The organism is Novosphingobium sp. BL-A-28-Hi1-0D, assembly GCF_055521755.1.
The window spans coordinates 2,472,636-2,488,921 of sequence record NZ_CM145502.1; the positions used below are offsets into that span (position 1 = coordinate 2,472,636).

Annotated in this window: 18 protein-coding genes and 1 tRNA gene; 17 read left to right on the top strand and 2 right to left on the bottom strand. The window is 63.4% G+C overall.

Annotated elements, in window-relative coordinates:
* Window positions 1-14: 14 nt before the first annotated feature.
* Window positions 15-830 (bottom strand): 23S rRNA (guanosine(2251)-2'-O)-methyltransferase RlmB, encoded by an 816-nt coding sequence (gene rlmB / locus ACZ1JW_RS12160; RefSeq protein ID WP_465123301.1) that lies wholly within the window; start codon window positions 828-830, stop codon window positions 15-17.
* Between the two features lie 174 nt (window positions 831-1,004).
* On the opposite strand from rlmB, the gene ACZ1JW_RS12165 reads away from it, so the two are divergent.
* From ACZ1JW_RS12165 to ACZ1JW_RS12180, 4 genes are all read left to right on the top strand, one after another.
* A tRNA-Tyr gene (locus ACZ1JW_RS12165) sits at window positions 1,005-1,090 on the top strand.
* A 95-nt stretch (window positions 1,091-1,185) separates the two neighbouring features.
* Window positions 1,186-2,037, top strand: coding sequence for an alpha/beta fold hydrolase (locus ACZ1JW_RS12170; protein ID WP_465140729.1), 852 nt, complete (start codon window positions 1,186-1,188; stop codon window positions 2,035-2,037).
* 50 nt (window positions 2,038-2,087) lie between these two features.
* Window positions 2,088-2,837: a phosphatidylserine decarboxylase gene (locus tag ACZ1JW_RS12175; RefSeq protein ID WP_465123299.1), complete on the top strand. Its 750-nt coding sequence runs from the start codon at window positions 2,088-2,090 to the stop codon at window positions 2,835-2,837.
* Window positions 2,838-2,850: 13 nt separating this feature from the next.
* Complete coding sequence (locus ACZ1JW_RS12180; protein WP_465140730.1) at window positions 2,851-3,690, top strand: CDP-alcohol phosphatidyltransferase family protein; 840 nt, start codon at window positions 2,851-2,853, stop codon at window positions 3,688-3,690.
* On the opposite strand, the gene ACZ1JW_RS12185 is transcribed toward ACZ1JW_RS12180, so the two are convergent.
* Window positions 3,638-3,916 (bottom strand): hypothetical protein, encoded by a 279-nt coding sequence (locus ACZ1JW_RS12185; protein WP_465123297.1) that lies wholly within the window; start codon window positions 3,914-3,916, stop codon window positions 3,638-3,640. The two genes, ACZ1JW_RS12180 and ACZ1JW_RS12185, sit on opposite strands and share 53 nt — an antisense overlap.
* Before the next feature lie 476 nt (window positions 3,917-4,392).
* Between ACZ1JW_RS12185 and rpsB the strand changes: the two genes are divergently transcribed.
* The 13 genes from rpsB to ACZ1JW_RS12250 all read left to right on the top strand — a co-directional run bounded on the left by rpsB (window position 4,393) and on the right by ACZ1JW_RS12250 (window position 16,286).
* The gene (rpsB, locus tag ACZ1JW_RS12190) at window positions 4,393-5,148 is read left to right on the top strand and encodes a 30S ribosomal protein S2 (RefSeq protein ID WP_465140731.1); all 756 of its coding nucleotides are present in this window, start codon (window positions 4,393-4,395) and stop codon (window positions 5,146-5,148) included.
* Between the two features lie 122 nt (window positions 5,149-5,270).
* Window positions 5,271-6,197, top strand: a complete 927-nt coding sequence (tsf, locus tag ACZ1JW_RS12195; RefSeq protein WP_465123295.1) for a translation elongation factor Ts — start codon at window positions 5,271-5,273, stop codon at window positions 6,195-6,197.
* A 159-nt stretch (window positions 6,198-6,356) separates the two neighbouring features.
* Window positions 6,357-7,079 (top strand): UMP kinase, encoded by a 723-nt coding sequence (gene pyrH / locus ACZ1JW_RS12200; protein ID WP_465140732.1) that lies wholly within the window; start codon window positions 6,357-6,359, stop codon window positions 7,077-7,079.
* A gap of 1 nt (window position 7,080) precedes the next feature.
* The gene (gene frr, locus ACZ1JW_RS12205; protein ID WP_465123293.1) at window positions 7,081-7,638 is read left to right on the top strand and encodes a ribosome recycling factor; all 558 of its coding nucleotides are present in this window, start codon (window positions 7,081-7,083) and stop codon (window positions 7,636-7,638) included.
* Window positions 7,639-7,700: 62 nt separating this feature from the next.
* Entirely contained in the window at window positions 7,701-8,345 is a 645-nt protein-coding gene (gene uppS, locus ACZ1JW_RS12210) for a polyprenyl diphosphate synthase (RefSeq protein WP_465126387.1), read from the top strand.
* Window positions 8,335-9,078: a phosphatidate cytidylyltransferase gene (locus ACZ1JW_RS12215; RefSeq protein WP_465140733.1), complete on the top strand. Its 744-nt coding sequence runs from the start codon at window positions 8,335-8,337 to the stop codon at window positions 9,076-9,078. Before uppS ends, ACZ1JW_RS12215 begins: the two co-directional genes overlap by 11 nt.
* Before the next feature lie 4 nt (window positions 9,079-9,082).
* Window positions 9,083-10,240, top strand: a complete 1,158-nt coding sequence (gene dxr, locus ACZ1JW_RS12220) for a 1-deoxy-D-xylulose-5-phosphate reductoisomerase (protein ID WP_465140734.1) — start codon at window positions 9,083-9,085, stop codon at window positions 10,238-10,240.
* Complete coding sequence (rseP, locus tag ACZ1JW_RS12225) at window positions 10,240-11,361, top strand: RIP metalloprotease RseP (RefSeq protein WP_465140735.1); 1,122 nt, start codon at window positions 10,240-10,242, stop codon at window positions 11,359-11,361. The genes dxr and rseP overlap by 1 nt, the downstream gene beginning before the upstream one ends.
* 212 nt (window positions 11,362-11,573) lie before the next feature.
* A complete protein-coding gene (bamA, locus tag ACZ1JW_RS12230) occupies window positions 11,574-14,207 on the top strand; it encodes an outer membrane protein assembly factor BamA (protein WP_465123289.1) in 2,634 nt (877 codons plus the stop codon).
* Window positions 14,207-14,917, top strand: a complete 711-nt coding sequence (locus tag ACZ1JW_RS12235) for an OmpH family outer membrane protein (protein ID WP_465123288.1) — start codon at window positions 14,207-14,209, stop codon at window positions 14,915-14,917. The genes bamA and ACZ1JW_RS12235 overlap by 1 nt, the downstream gene beginning before the upstream one ends.
* A 27-nt stretch (window positions 14,918-14,944) precedes the next feature.
* Entirely contained in the window at window positions 14,945-15,418 is a 474-nt protein-coding gene (gene fabZ / locus ACZ1JW_RS12240) for a 3-hydroxyacyl-ACP dehydratase FabZ (protein WP_465140736.1), read from the top strand.
* Window positions 15,419-15,517: 99 nt separating this feature from the next.
* Window positions 15,518-15,742, top strand: coding sequence for a 50S ribosomal protein L31 (gene rpmE / locus ACZ1JW_RS12245; RefSeq protein WP_039337458.1), 225 nt, complete (start codon window positions 15,518-15,520; stop codon window positions 15,740-15,742).
* Window positions 15,743-15,845: 103 nt separating this feature from the next.
* Entirely contained in the window at window positions 15,846-16,286 is a 441-nt protein-coding gene (locus ACZ1JW_RS12250; RefSeq protein WP_465123284.1) for a MarR family winged helix-turn-helix transcriptional regulator, read from the top strand.

Sequence of the window (16,286 nt, forward strand, 5' to 3'; positions counted from 1 at the left end):
CTGTGCCCGTATGATTACCCCTCGCGCGTGGCCACCGCATAGAGCGCGATGGCTGCTGCGTTGGACACGTTAAGGCTTTCGATGGCCGAAGCAATCGGAAGCCGCGCGATCGAATCGCAGTGCTGTGCCACGTTGTGGCGCAGGCCTTCGCCCTCGGCGCCCAGAACCAGGGCGACGGGTCCGGCCGGCAGGGCAGAGGGGAACACCGCCTTGCCATCGCCATCAAGGCCGATGCGCCAGTAGCCTTCCTCGCTCATTCGCTCCAACGCGCGGGACAGGTTCACCACGCGCACCCAAGGCACGATTTCGAGCGCTCCCGATGCGGACTTGGCCAGCACGCCCGATTCGGGCGGGGCGTGGCGGTCCTGGGTAACGAGAGCAGCAACGCCGAACGCCGCGCAGGAGCGCAGGATCGCGCCGACGTTGTGCGGATCGGTGACCGAATCGAGAATCACGATGGTGCGGCCATCGGCTTCGTCGAGAATGTCGTCGAGAACCACGTCGTCGAGCGGGGCGCAATCGAGCACCAGGCCCTGGTGCGGTGCATCGCGGGCGACGAGTCGGCCAAGGTCTGCGGCCTGCGCGTATTCCACAGGCAGAGTTGCCGGAAGTTCGGCGTCGTGCGCGTCGAGCATCTCCTGGATCGCCTCGCGCGTGCCCCACAGCTTCTTGGCATCGCGATTGGGATTGGTAAGCGCGGCTTCCACGGCGTGGCGGCCCCACAGGCGGATCGAGCCGGCGCTGCCCCGGCCCGAACCGCGCCCGCCCTTGTTGCGACCGGCGCGACCGCGCAGGGCGCGGCCTTTGGGTTGATCGTCGTGACGGGGCATGAGGCACCTTTTCTGCAAGCGTGTTGATAAATTTCGTGCCGCGCATGCCAGCCTGCCCATTGACAGGCAAGTCTCCCTTCGCCAAAGGGGCCGCCTCTCGGCCGGACGGTCTCTTCGGGGACCATCAAAATCGGCTTTCCTTTCGGGGAAATCCGGCACCGGCAGCACTGGTGTGGACAGGTGGCCGAGTGGTTAAAGGCAGCAGACTGTAAATCTGCCCGCGCAAGCGTACGCTAGTTCGAATCTAGCCCTGTCCACCACCGCTGCTTCTTCCCCTGAGGGCTAGAGCGCCTAACTTAATCGGACGATTAAGAATGTCATTGCATGTCCTGCGGGCCTGGGTCAGGGTTCGGGCATGACAACGATACGCATCCCCGTTGCGGGCGGGTTGACCATCGTGGCTGATGAACTCGGCGACCGTGCTGCGCCCACGGTGATTCTCGGACATGGTGGGGGGCAGACCCGGCACAGCTGGGATAGGGCGGGGCACGAACTGGCGGACGCCGGTTTCCACGTGATCAACTATGATCTTCTCGGTCATGGCGATAGCGACTGGGAGCCGGAGGGCGATTACTCCTATGCCCGCCGCGCAAGCGACCTTGCTGCGGTAGCGGCGCTGGCGCAGGGGCCTTTCGCCTTTGTGGGCGCTTCGCTGGGCGGGCTGTCCTCAATGGCGGCTGCCTGCCATGGCACGGTTCCGGACGCGCTGGTGCTGGTCGATGTCGTGGTGCAGATTTCGCCGACCGGCGTTGAACGGATCGTTGGTTTCATGTCGGCCAATCCAGACGGCTTCGGCTCGCTGGAAGAAGTCGCGGACGCGATTTCAGCCTATTACCCGGATCGCCCGCGGCCAGCGCGTCTCGATGGATTGCGCAAGAACCTGCGGGAAGGGGCGGACGGTCGCTTCTATTGGCACTGGGATCCGAAGTTTCTGGTTGGTGGGAAGCGTCACGCGGCGATCGACGAATTGCTCGAAGGTGCTGAATGGCCCGGCCGTGTTCCGACTTTGCTGGTTCGCGGGATGAAGTCCGATATCGTCACGGAGGATGGCGTGGCCGATCTGGTCGGACGCATACCCCATCTCGAAGTGGCCGATATCGGCGGTGCCGGGCACATGGTTGCAGGCGACAAGAACGACCAGTTCAACGAGGCGGTCATCGATTTCCTGATGCGGGTCATGCCGCCTGCCGCAGCGCAGATCGGCTGAATCCGGCAACGCGGCTTGTCCCCGCGACGGCCAACGCCTAGATGGGGCGAATGTCCGGTGAAATTCTCGATAACCGTGGTCGCGGTACCGCCGGGTGGTCCTGGCCATCCATCCATCCCGAAGGCCGCAAGTTCGGCCTGATTTCCGGAGCGCTGAGCCTTGGTGCTGCGCTCATGGCGTGGGAGACCATCGCCTGGCCGCTCGCGTTCCTCACGCTTGGCGTGCTCGCGTTCTTCCGCGATCCGGTGCGAGTCACCCCGCGTGACGACAAGTTCGTGGTCTCGCCCGCCGATGGCCTGATCACGCTGATCCAGAAAGTACCGCCGCCCCGCGAGCTGTGTGCTGACGACGGTTCCGGCGTTCGCGGCATGAGCGATGCGCCGGTGACGCGCGTGTCGATCTTCATGTCGGTGTTCGACGTGCACATCAACCGTTCGCCGATTGCGGGCACGATCCGCCGGGTTGTCTATATCCCCGGCAAGTTCCTCAATGCCGATCTCGACAAGGCAAGCGAAGAGAACGAGCGCCAGCATTTCCTCGTCGAGCGTGGCGATGGCGTGCAGATCGGCTTTACCCAGATCGCGGGCCTCGTGGCCCGTCGCATCGTGCCGTTCGTCAAGGGTGGCGATATTGTCGCCGTCGGCCAGCGTGTCGGCCTGATCCGCTTTGGCAGCCGCGTCGATGTCTATCTTCCTGCGGGCACCGAACCCAAGGTCCTAATGGGCCAGAAGTGCGTTGCCGGCGAAACGATCCTTGCCGAGATCGGCGAGGCCCCGATGATCGAGGGTATCGGCCAGTGAAGTGGAGCCGGTGATGGAAGAGGGCAAGGCGGCCGGACTTCGTCGGGGGCGCTTGCCCGGTGGGCTGACGCTGCGGGCGATGACGCCCAACGCGATCACCACAGCCGCGCTCTGCTCGGGCCTGACTGGCATCCGCTTTGCCGTGACGGCGGCCTCGGGCACCGATCCGGTGCAGGTCGCCGAAGACTGGCGCAAGGCCGTGGCGGCGGTGATCATTGCCGGGATGCTCGATGGCATAGACGGCCGCATCGCACGGCTGCTCAAGGCGCAGTCTCGCTTCGGTGCGGAACTCGACAGTCTGGCCGACAACGTCTCGTTCGGCGTGGCGCCTGCGCTGATCCTGTTCCTGTGGTCGCTTCAGGAAGCGCCGCGCATCGGCTGGTTTGCGGCGCTGGCAGTGGCGATTGCCTGCGCGCTGCGCCTGGCGCGGTTCAATGCCCGCATCGATGTCGAGGACCAGCCCCACAAGTCAGCCGGATTCCTGACCGGGGTTCCTGCGCCGGTCGGGGCGGGGCTGGCCTTCCTGCCGCTCTACCTGTGGATCGCAACCGACAACCCGCTGTTCCGTTCACCCTTGCTTGTCGGCCCGTGGCTGGTGCTGATCGCATTTCTGATGATATCGAACCTGGCAACGCTAGGCTGGTCGGCAATGCGGCCGCGACGCAGTGTTCGGCTTGAGCTGATCGCGCTGGTGGGTCTCGTGATTGCCGCGCTGCTGACCGAGCCTTGGCTGACTCTTTCCGGGATCTGCATCGTCTATTTGCTGCTGATACCGGTGGGCGTGGTCCGTTATGCCAAGGTCAAGCGACAGCGCGCAGCGACCGTGCGGAACGAGCCGCTTCCGCCTGCCTGAACAGACGGCGCGTGGTGCGGCGAAGCTGCGGCGAGACGGATGCGCGGTTTGCTTCGACTTCGCGGCTGGTGATCGCAACCAGAAACTCGCGATCGCGCTGAAGCGAGCGATACTCGGCAAGGAGCGCCGTGATCTGCGCTTTGCGCCCCTGCATCGTCACGAAGATCGCGGCCACGGCGAAGGTGGCGGCTGCAGCGAAGACGAGAGTGCAAACGAGAGCGAGCATTGCGCGTGTCCTTGCGTTTATCCCTTGGCTTTCCTTCCCCTGACCGTTTCCTGACGAAATCGGACAGGCCTGTGGAAAACCTGTGGATTGTTGTATCGTTCCTGTCTGTCCGAAGACTGATTCGGATATGGAGTAAATGTTCTCTTTTTGTTCCGTTCCGTCAAGGCGGAACGTGCAATATTCCCGTCAAAGCAGGGTGCCCTTGCGCAAAGCCATGATTTAAAGGCGAAAATTTTACACGAGATCTGGCGAAATTGGATCAATCTGCCTTCGCACCGCTTCCCTCCGCTCGCGATTCCGTGCTGGATTTTCACGGCGGAGTGCTCTAGGGGCGGCCCCGTCGCAGGACTTTGACGGGCATGGTGCCCGCCTGACGAGCGCGACAATCCACACGGGAAGCATATTCACCGGTGCCGACAGCGGGATCTCCGCAGCGGTTCCAGCTTCCCGGAGGTTCAACCGGAAAGGAATTACCTATGGCGGCACCTGTCGTCACGATGCATCAGCTTATCGAAGCCGGGGCCCACTTCGGCCACCAGACCCACCGCTGGAACCCGCGGATGAAGCCGTACATCTTCGGCGCCCGCAACGGCATCCACATCCTCGACCTGTCGCAGACCGTTCCGCTTTTTGCCCGCGCGCTCGAGTTCATCTCGGCAACCGTCCAGGCAGGCGGCAAGGTCCTGTTCGTCGGCACCAAGCGCCAGGCGCAGGAACCGATCGCACAGGCCGCTCGCGCAGCCGGTCAGCACTACGTTAACCACCGCTGGCTGGGCGGCATGCTCACCAACTGGAAGACCATCTCGGGCTCGATCAAGCGCTTTAAGGCTCTTGAAGAGCAGCTTGCTGGTGACACGGCTGGCCTGACCAAGAAGGAAGTCCTTCAGCTCACGCGCGAGCGCGACAAGCTCGAGCTTTCGCTTGGCGGTATCCGCGACATGGGCGGCATTCCGGACGTGATGTTCGTGATCGACGCCAACAAGGAAGAGCTCGCGATCAAGGAAGCCAACGTCCTCGGCATCCCGGTCGTCGCGATCCTCGATTCGAACGTCTCGCCCGATGGCATCGCGTTCCCGGTTCCTGCGAACGACGACGCAAGCCGCGCCATCCGCCTATACTGCGAAGCCGTTGCTGCTGCCGCGACCAAGGGCGGTCGTGACGCTGCCATTGCTTCGGGCGCCGACCTCGGCGCCATGGCTGAGCCGCTCGCTGAAGAAGCCGCGGAAGCTTGATCCGGATTTTCGTGTGATGGCCCGTCTCGAAGGGCGGGCCGTCACCGAATTGTCCCGGATGCGATTTACGGGCCGCGGCAGTGCTGCGGCCTTCCTGTGTTTCAAGATAAAGGATCAACGCAATGGCTTACACCGCCGCTGACGTGAAGAACCTGCGCGAGCGCACCGGCGCCGGCATGATGGATTGCAAGAAGGCTCTCGACGAAGCCGGTGGCGACTTCGAAGCTGCCGTTGACGCGCTGCGCGCCAAGGGCCTCGCCGCTGCTGCCAAGAAGTCCAGCCGCACGGCCGCTGAAGGCCTCGTCGGCGTGACCGTTTCGGGCACCAAGGGCGTTGCCGTCGAAGTGAACTCGGAAACCGACTTCGTTGCCAAGAACGACCAGTTCCAGGACTTCGTTCGCAAGGCGACCGAAGTGGCACTGGCGACCGGCGCTTCGGACGTCGAGACGCTGAAGGCTGCTGCCTATCCGGACGGCGGCACGGTTGCCGACAAGCTGACCAACAACGTCGCCACCATCGGTGAAAACCAGCAGCTGCGCCGCATCAAGCACGTCGAAGTCGCCAACGGCGTCGTCGTGCCCTACATGCACAACGCAGCGGCCGCCAACCTCGGCAAGATCGGCGTGCTCGTCGCGCTCGAATCGGATGCCGCGGCTGACAAGCTCGAAGCGCTCGGCAAGCAGATCGCGATGCACATCGCAGCTGCTTTCCCGCTGGCGCTGACCGCCGACGACCTCGACGCCGAACTGATCGCCCGCGAGCGCAAGATCGCGGCGGAAAAGGCTGCCGAGAGCGGCAAGCCGGCTGAAGTCCAGGCCAAGATGGTGGACGGTGCCGTCGCCAAGTATGCCAAGGAAAACGCTCTGCTTTCGCAGATCTTCGTGATGGACAACAAGTCGACCATCCAGCAGGTCGTCGATGCAGCTGGCAAGGAAGCCGGCACCAAGATCGTGCTGAAGGACTATGTCCGCTTCCAGCTCGGCGAAGGCATCGAGAAGGAAGAGACCGACTTCGCTGCCGAAGTGGCTGCTGCCGCCGGCATCAAGTAAGTCTGGCATTCAACGATCCCCGCATGGGCGGGCTGCCTCGCAAGAGCGGTCCGTCGGTGCGGGGATTGTTACGCCTGTTTCTTGTGCGCGCCCTTGGCACCGCCCTTCACCGGGCTATAAGGGCCGCCAATTCCAATCCGTGACGAGTACCACAGACCCATGAGCCTTCCTCCCCTCAAGCGCATCCTCCTGAAGCTTTCGGGCGAAGTGCTGATGGGGGAACAGCAGTTCGGGATCGACACGGATTACGTCGCCCGTCTGGCGCAGGAAGTGAAGGACGCGCGCGACAGCGGGTTGCAGCTATGCCTGGTGATCGGCGGCGGTAATATCTTCCGCGGCATGGCGGGTGCTGCCAAGGGCATGGATCGCGCCCAGGCGGACTACATGGGCATGCTCGCCACGATCATGAACGCGCTGGCGATGCAGAACGCGCTCGAGCAGATCGGCGTCGAGACGCGCGTGCAATCGGCCATACAGATGGACGAAGTGTGCGAGCCGGTCATCCGCCGTCGTGCCGAGCGGCACCTTGAGAAGGGCCGCGTGGTCATTTTCGCTGCCGGTGTCGGCAGCCCCTATTTCACGACGGATTCGGGTGCTGCGCTGCGCGCTGCCGAGATGAAGTGCGATGCTCTGTTCAAGGGCACCAGCGTCGATGGCGTCTATGATGCCGATCCCAAGAAGGATGCCTCGGCAAAGCGTTACGATACCGTCGATTACGACACGGTTCTTGCAGACAACCTGAAGGTCATGGATGCGAGCGCGGTTGCGCTGTGCCGTGACAATTCCATACCGATCGTCGTCTTCTCCATCCGCGAGCGGGGCAATCTTGCCCGCGTTCTGGCGGGCGGGGGAACGCAGACCATTGTGAAGAAGGAAGCCTGACATGGCCAAGTACGACAAGGCCGATCTGGAACGCCGCATGAAGGGCGCGGTCGAATCGCTCAAGGGCGATCTTTCCGGCCTGCGCACCGGCCGTGCCAACACCTCGCTGCTCGATCCCATCACGGTCGAAGTCTATGGCAGCCATATGCCGCTGTCGCAGGTCGCCAGCGTTTCGGCGCCCGAGCCGCGGATGCTTTCGGTGCAGGTGTGGGACAAGTCGAACGTGACGCCGGTCGAAAAGGCGATCCGTTCGGCGGGCCTCGGCCTCAACCCGATCAGCGACGGACAGACCCTGCGCCTGCCGATTCCGGACCTGACCGAAGAGCGTCGCAAGGAACTCGCCAAGCTGGCCAGCAAGTACGCCGAGAACGCCCGCATTGCGATCCGCAACGTGCGCCGCGATGGCATGGACGCGCTCAAGGCTGACGAGAACAAGAAAGAAATCTCGGAAGACGAACGCAAGCGCGCCGAGACCGACTTGCAGAAGCTGACCGACGATCTGATCAAGCAGGCCGATGAAGCCGCCGCTGCCAAGGAAAAGGAAATCCTCGGCAAGTGACGGCGCTCCCCGCCTCGACGGGTGGCCCGGCGTCCTGTGGCGCAAGGCACGTTGCCATCATCATGGATGGCAACGGACGGTGGGCGAAGAAGCGCATGATGCCGCGCGCCTTCGGGCACAAGCGGGGCGTCGACACGGTGCGCGAGATTGCCCGCGCCGCGCGCGACATGGGGCTCGAGGCGCTGACGCTCTATGCGTTCTCGTCAGAGAACTGGAAGCGTCCGGCTGACGAGATCGCGGACCTGATGGGCCTGCTTCGTGCCTTCATTCGCAACGATCTGGCCGAACTCGTCAGCAACAACACGCGTCTGAAGATCATCGGCGATTATCAGGTGCTTGCGCCCGATATCGTGGAACTGATCGAGGATGCGATGGCGCGTACGGCGGGCAATACCGGCACCACGTTGGCCATCGCCCTGAACTACGGATCGCAGCAGGAGATCGCCCGGGCGGCCGCCAAGGCTGCAGCCAAGGGCGAGATCACGCCCGAAGCCATCGAGGCCGAACTCGATACCGCCTGCCTCCCGCCGCTGGATCTTCTGATCCGGACCTCGGGCGAGATCCGTCTTTCGAACTTCCTGCTGTGGCAGGCGGCCTACGCCGAGATGTGGTTCACCGATGTGCTCTGGCCGGACTTCACCGCAGCGCACCTGCGCGAGGCGCTGGAGCAGTTCGCATCGCGCGAGAGGCGCTTCGGTGGACGCTGAAGCCAGCCCGATGACGCCAGCGGAGGCGCCGAAAAAGTCCGACCTGCCGGTGCGCCTCGCTTCGGCCGTGGTCATGCTGGTGGTTGCAGGCGCGGCATTCTGGATGGGCGGTCTGTGGCTGGACCTGTTCGTGGCGGCGGTCGCGTTCGGGGTTTTCGTCGAGTACGTTCGCCTGGCCGCTAAGATCGCTGACAGCCCGGCGCGGCTTTCGTCGATGGTCATCTTCGGCGCGATTTACGTTGGCTGGGCCGGGCTGGCTTTGTCGGTGATGCCCGAGCCGCTGATGCTGGCTGTGCTGGGGTTGGTCATCTGCACTGATACCGGTGCCTACTTCACCGGGCGCACCTTGGGCGGGCCCAAGATTGCACCCAGGATCAGTCCATCGAAAACATGGTCGGGCCTCGCCGGTGGCATGGCGGCTGCGGGTATCTGGGCAGGGCTGGTCGTGCTTTCGGCAAGTTATCTCGTGTCTGCAATCGGGCCGACGGGGCCGAGTGTCGCGGCGGCGCTGGAGGTGGCGAACCTCGGTGCGGCAGCGTTGGCTGGGGCCGTGCTGGCAGTGTTCGCGCAGGCCGGAGACTTCTATGAATCGTGGCTCAAGCGGCGGGCAGAGGTGAAGGATTCCTCGCGGTTGATCCCGGGGCACGGCGGCCTGTTCGACCGCGTTGACGGCCTCCTTCCGGTGGCAATCATCGTCGGCACGGCCTGGGCCGCTTCGCAGGCAGGGGGCTGAGGCGATGGCGCGTTCGATCTCGGTTCTTGGCGCTACCGGTTCCATCGGCGCCTCCACGCTCGACCTGATCCGCCGCAACCGTGAGGAGTGGCAGGTGGTCGCGCTGACCGCCAATGGCGATGCGGCAGGGCTTGCCAAGCTGGCGCGCGAGTTCGGTGCAGAAGTTGCCGTGGTGGCTGATGAAGCTGCATTGCCTGCGCTGCGCGAGGCGCTTTCCGGGACCAACATCCATGCCGCAGCAGGAGCGCCTGCTCTTGTGGAGGCGGCTGCGCGGGGGGCTGACATCACCGTTGCAGCCATCGTCGGCTGTGCGGGCCTGGCGCCTACGATGGCTGCGATAGAGCAGGGCGGGGTAATCGCCCTTGCCAACAAGGAAGCGCTGGTTTCGGCAGGCGACGTCATGACCGCTGCCGTGGCGAAGAATGGGGCGACACTGTTGCCGGTCGATTCCGAGCATAACGCGATCTTCCAGTGCCTTGCCGGCAACGACATGGCTCATGTCCACGCAATCACGCTGACTGCAAGCGGCGGCCCGTTCCGCGACTGGACGCTGGACCAGCTTGAGCGGGCGACGCCTGCGGAGGCGGTCAAGCATCCCAACTGGTCGATGGGCGCCAAGATCAGCGTCGATTCGGCGACTATGATGAACAAGGGGCTCGAGTTCATCGAGGCCTACCACCTTTTCCCGGTGGGCGTGGAGCGCCTGCGGATCATCGTCCACCCGCAGTCGGTCGTCCATTCGATGGTCGAGTACCGCGATGGTTCGACGCTGGCGCAACTCGGGCCCTCGGACATGCGCGTGCCGATTGCCTCGGCGCTGGCATGGCCTGCGCGGATGCACACGCCCTGCGCGCCGCTCGATCTTGCCGCCATCGGACAACTGACGTTCCGCGCGCCTGACGAAACGCGCTTTCCCGCCACCCGCGTAGCCCGGCACGCGGTGATCGAAGGCGGAGCAGCTCCCGCCACCATGAACGCCGCCAACGAGATCGCGGTTGCAGCGTTCCTTGGCGGTCAGATTGGGTTCACCCGGATCGTGCAATCGGTCGAGGCCGTGCTCGCGCGCGGATTGCCGCCTGCACCAGGCTGCCTCGACGATGTCGTCGCTATCGACGCGGAGGCCCGGGTGAGGGCACGAGAACTGATGGAAACCGCACTCTGATGCCACCGATCGAAAGCCCCGGAATCCTGACAACGCTGCTGGCCTTCGTGCTGGTGCTGGGGCCTTTGGTGTTCATCCACGAGCTGGGACATTATCTGGTTGGCCGCTGGTTCGGCGTGAAGGCTGACGTCTTTTCCATCGGCTTCGGCAAGGAACTGGCAGGCTGGACGGACAAGCGCGGCACCCGCTGGAAGCTCTCGGCGCTGCCGCTTGGCGGCTACGTCCAGTTCGCGGGCGACATGAACCCGGCAAGCCAGCCAAGTCCCGAATGGCTTTTACTTCCGGCCGAAGAGCGCAACCGCACGTTTCAGGCCAAGCCCCTGTGGCAACGTTCGCTGATCGTGCTGGCCGGTCCGGTCACCAATCTCCTGTTCGCAGTGCTGATTCTGGGCGGTTTCACGCTCGCCTATGGCAAGATCGTGGTGCCGCCGGTCGTCGGCGAGGTTCAGGCTGGATCGGCTGCCGAGCGGGCCGGGATAAAAATCGGTGACCGCATCGTTGCGATCTGTGGCCACGAAATGGATTCGTTCCTCGATGTCCGCCTCGAAGTCGGGCAGAATCCGGGCGAGCCGCTCGACATCGTCGTCCTGCGTGGCGATCAAAGGCTCAATCTCGCCACGAGCGCTGCGGTGAAGATCGAGAGTGACCGGTTCGGCAACACGCAGAAGATCGGTTTCCTCGGCATCGGGCCGAAAAGCTACGAAATCGTCAGGGTCGGGCCGATAGACGCTGCGGTCGATGGTGTCCGTCAGACCGGCAGCATCATATCGATGATGGTCAACGGCATCGGCCAGATCATCTCGGGCAAGCGCGAGGTCAAGGAGCTTGGCGGGCCGATCAAGATTGCCAAGTATTCCGGCGAGCAGCTGGTTTCCGGGTGGCAGCCTTTCGTCACGTTCGTGGCGCTGATCTCGATTAACTTGGGGTTCATTAACCTCCTGCCAATCCCGGTCCTCGACGGGGGCCACCTCGCTTTCTACGCGGCCGAGGCGATCCGCAGGAAGCCGGTGGGCCAGCGTGGGCAGGAGTGGGCTTTCCGCAACGGTCTTGCGTTCGTCATGGCGCTGATGCTGTTCGTCACGATCAACGATGTGGCGTCGCTCAAGCTGTTCGGAGGGTGAGGCGAGTTTGATTGCGTCCGGTGCGGGGGCGCGTGGTATTCGGCGGTCAGGGGTGACGGGCGGATTCCCACAGAATGTCTTTCCACAGAAATGCGGGGCAATGTTTGCTTGATTGGCCTTGTGGCATCGGGCAGAGGGCTACATTGCTTGCCGCGGCCGGACCCTCCTCGCAGGCGTCCAGCTGCCACTTTATTACGGGATGGCGCTTGGTGATGATTGGACGTAACGCGGGCCGGGCAGGAAATCGGAGCGCCAAGGCCTCCCCGCTGTGCGCTGGCCTGCTGGCAACCAGTGCATTGGTCACGGTCCCGCAGGCCGTTTCTGCACAGACTGTGGCTCCTGTCGCCGCTCCCGCCGCCCCGGCACTTCCGGCTGCTGTGCCCGCACCTGCAGGAGACGTGATCCGCACGGTAACCGTGCAGGGTTCGCAGCGGCTCGAGCCCGATACCATCCTGTCCTACATCCGCCTTCGTCCCGGCCAGACCTATACGCAGGCCTCCGGTGACCAGGCGCTTAAGGACCTCTACGCGACGGAACTCTTTGCCGACGTCTCGATCCGCAACAACGGCGGCGATGTGATCGTGCAGGTCAAGGAAAACCCGGTCATCAACCGCATCATCCTTGAAGGCAACAAGCGCCTCAAGGAAGACAAGATCCTGCCCGAGATCAAGCTCGCGGCACGCCAGATCTTCACGCGGTCGAAAGTCCGCGCCGACGTTGCCCGCATCATCGAGCTGTACAAGCGTCAGGGCCGCTTCGCCGCGACGGTCGAGCCGAAGATGGTCATGCTCGACCAGAACCGCGTCGACATCGTGTTCGAGATCAGCGAGGGACCCAAGTCCAAGGTCCGTCAGATCAACATCATCGGCAACGAGAAGTTTTCCGATGGCAAGCTGCGTGGCGAGATGGTCACCAAGCAGGCGCGTTTCTTCCGCCTGTTTTCCAGTGGCACGAGCTATGACCCTGACCGCCTCGCGTTCGACCAGCAGAAGCTGCGCCAGTTCTACCTGACCGAAGGCTACGCCGATTTCCGCGTGGTTTCGGCCGTGGCCGAGCTTACGCCGGACAAGCGTGACTTCATCATCACCTACGTGGTGGAAGAAGGCGACCGCTACAAGTTCGGCGACGTCAAGGTCGACAGCCAGTTGCGTGACTTTGACAGCGACGCGATGTCCAAGCGTCTCCCGATCAAGGCCGGTGACTGGTACAACGCCAAGGCGGTCGAAGATCAGGTCGATGCTTTGACGGAGACGGCCGGTGCCTTCGGTTACGCTTTCGCGGACGTTCGCCCGGACTTCGCGCGCAACAAAGATGACCTGACGATGTCGGTCACCTTCCGCATTGCCGAAGCGCCGCGCGTCTACGTCGAGCGCGTGGACGTCAACGGCAATACGCTGACGCAGGACAAGGTCGTCCGTCGCGAGTTCCGTATTGCCGAGGGTGACGCGTTCAACACCTTCCAGGTCAAGCGTTCGACCAACCGCATCAAGTCGCTCGGCTACTTCCAGGAGAAGTTCGAGGTCGAGCAGAAGCCGGGCAGCGCGCCCGACCGCATCGTGCTTGAAGCCAACGTGGAAGAGCGCCCCACCGGCGAGTTGCAGCTCTCGGCCGGCTTCTCGAGCCTTGAAAGCTTCATCTTCCAGGGCTCGATCCGCCAGAACAACTTCCGCGGGCGTGGCCAGACCATCGGCCTGTCGGTCGACTATTCTCGCTTTACCCGCTCGGTGCAGGTGAGCTTCACCGAACCCTATCTGTTCGACAAGAACGTGTCGCTCGGCGTCGACATCTACCGGCGCGACCTCAACAGCTTCAACCAGTTCAACTCGAACCGCAACACCACCTACAAGCAGGCGACGACCGGCTTCTCGGCGCGCGTAGGCGTGCCGCTGTCCGAATACATGTCGCTGATCGGGCGCTACACCTTCAACCTCGACGACGTTACGCTCGACAAGAGCACGTTCTACGTCAACAATCAGTGCAGCATCCTGTTGGCGGGGCGCTACCTTTGCGACGCCATCGGCAAGCGCACCAGTTCGATCCTCGGTGCATCTCTGGTCTATGACACGCTCGACAACCGTCTGCGTCCGAGCCGGGGCACCCAGTTCGTGGTTGGTGCCGACTTTGCAGGTCTTGGCGGTTCGGTCCGCTATGCGCGCATCACCGCCAATGCGGCCAAGTTCTGGCCTGTGGGTGGCGGGTTCATCTTCTCGGTCCGCGCTGAAGGCGGTGCGATCAAGGCACTGTCGAGCCGTTCGAACGATCCGACGATCGATGACGTCCGCCTGACCGACCGTTTCTTCCTTGGCGAGCCGCAGATTCGTGGCTTCGACATCCGTGGTGTCGGTCCGCGCGTGCTGCGCAAGTTCCTGACCATCGACACCAACAATGACAACATCCCCGACACGGCTTCGACCGACCGCAACCAGTGGGTCGATGACGCGCTGGGCGGCAAGTACTATTACCTGACCCGCGCCGAACTCGAGATCCCGCTGGGCTCGGGAGCGCGCGAACTGGGGCTGCGTCCATCGATCTACGTCGATGCCGGTGCTGTATGGGGCATCGCGAACCCACTCACGCAGAACCCGAACAATGTCGTCTATTATACCGACAAGCTCACCGGCAGGATAACCGACAGCCCGACCGCGTCGGACGGCACGGCGAATACCGCTACCCGCTATATCGAAGAGTATGTCGGCGACACGCTTTCGCCGCGCGTATCGGTCGGTATCGGCGTCAACTGGAACTCGCCGTTCGGCCCGTTCCGCCTCGACTTTGCCAAGGTCCTCAAGAAGGCCAATGGCGACGACCCCAAGACCTTCACATTCAACGTGGGAACCCAGTTCTGATGAAAATCCGTTTCGCTTCCGCGCTTCTCGCAGGCATCGCGCTTGCCGCTACCGCTCCCGCATTCGCCGCCAAGGATGACAAGGCTCCTGCCGCTGCGGCTGGCCCCGCTGTCGCTGCCGGTGTAGCCATCGCAAACCCGCCTGCCGTCGTGGCTGCGTCGAACGCCTATCAGGTTTCGCAGCAGCAGCGCCCGGTGACCTACAAGCCGCAGATCGATCAGGCCAATGCGCGCAAGGCCCAGATCGAAGCACAGCTCAAGCCGCTGATCGACAAGCTGCAGGCAGATTCGAAGGCAGCCAACCCGAACCGTGCCGCGCTTCAGGCACAGTACGAGCAGATCCAGCAGATCGAGCAGGCTGGCCAGGCCGAGATCCAGAAGATCCTCGAACCGCTGAACCTTTCGCAGCAGTACGTTCTGGAGCAGATCGGCGACAAGCTCGATGCCGCGACCCAGGCCGCGATGGACAAGAAGAAGATCACGCTGGTGCTCGACTCACAGTCGATCATCAAGGCTGGTCAGGTCTACAACCTCAATCAGGATATCCTGAACGAGCTGAACGTGCTGATCCCGTCGGCCCAGCTGGTTCCGCCCGCAGGCTGGATGCCGCGCGCGCAGCGTGAGCAGCAGGCCCAGGCTCAGGCTGCCCAGCAGCAGGCAGCACCTGCGGCCGGTGCGCAGCCCGCCAAGAAGGCACCCGAAGGCCGCTGAGGCCTTCTACGTCGGGGGCCGGGTAGAATGTCCGAGGAACAGAGCGCGCCGCAGGGCGTGATCACCGACTATGACGTGCGCAAGGTGATGGCGGCGCTTCCGCACCGCTATCCCCTGTTGCTGGTCGATCGTGTGGCTTCGATCACGTTGAACGAGCGGATCCACGCGGTGAAGGCCGTGTCGATGAACGAGCAGTTCTTCCAGGGGCATTTTCCCGGCCGTCCGATCATGCCCGGCGTGTTGCAGATCGAGGCCTTGGCGCAGGCGGCGGGTGTGCTCGCGGTTGAATCGCTTGGCCTCGCAGGGTCTGGCAAGCTCGTCTATTTCATGGCGATCGACGAAGCCAAGTTCCGCAATCCCGTGGAGCCCGGCGTCCTGCTCGACCTGCATGTCGAGTTTACCCAGAAGCGTTCGCGCGTCTGCAAGTTTGCCGGCAAGGCGATGATCGGTGACAAGGTGACCTGCGAGGTCAGCTTCACCGCGATGATCGCAGACAGTTGAGACCGCTGACGCTGGACATCCTCCCGGCTTTCCGCTAGGCGCGCGCCCTTACAGATTCTAGTGGCCGGTCGGAACCGGCTGCGCACCGGAGTACCCGACATGAAGACTGGCATTCACCCCGACTACCACATGATCAAGGTGCAGATGACTGACGGCACCGTTTTCGAGACCCGCTCCACCTGGGGTAAGGAAGGCGACACGCTCGCGCTCGAAATCGACCCGACTTCGCACCCGGCATGGACCGGCGGTACGCGCCAGCTCGATCAGGGCGGCCGCGTTGCCCAGTTCAACAAGCGCTTCGGTGGTCTTTCGCTCAAGCGCTGAGCGCTGCAGCAAGACTATCAACGGGAAGGGCGGCTTTGGCCGCCCTTTTATTTTGGTCCATTTTTGTTTGGAATTGCTATTCCCGATAGCTAAACACTTCGACATGACCCTGACGAATGCTCTCGAAGGCCGTCTTGGCTACCAGTTGCGCCGGGCTTCGGCGGTGATGATGGCCGATCTCTCGCGCGAACTGGCCGATCTGGACCTGCGCCCGGCTGAAGTCACCACATTGCTGGTGATTTTCGAGAATCCCGATTGTTCCCAGACCGAAGTCGGACAGGCTCTGGCGATCAAGCGCGCGAACATGGTGCCGATAATCTCGCGCCTGATGGAGCGGGGACTGGTCGATCGTCGGCGGCTCGACGGGCGCAGTCATGCCCTGACGCTGACGCCGGAAGGTGAGAAGGTGGCGGGCGAAGCGATGAACCGCATTGATGCGCACGAGGCGCGGTTCACCGACCTTCTGGGGGCGCAGGACGTCGAAACGCTGTTCCGTTGCCTGCCGACGATCCGCGCCGTTCGGGACACGGAAGCGGAACTCTGA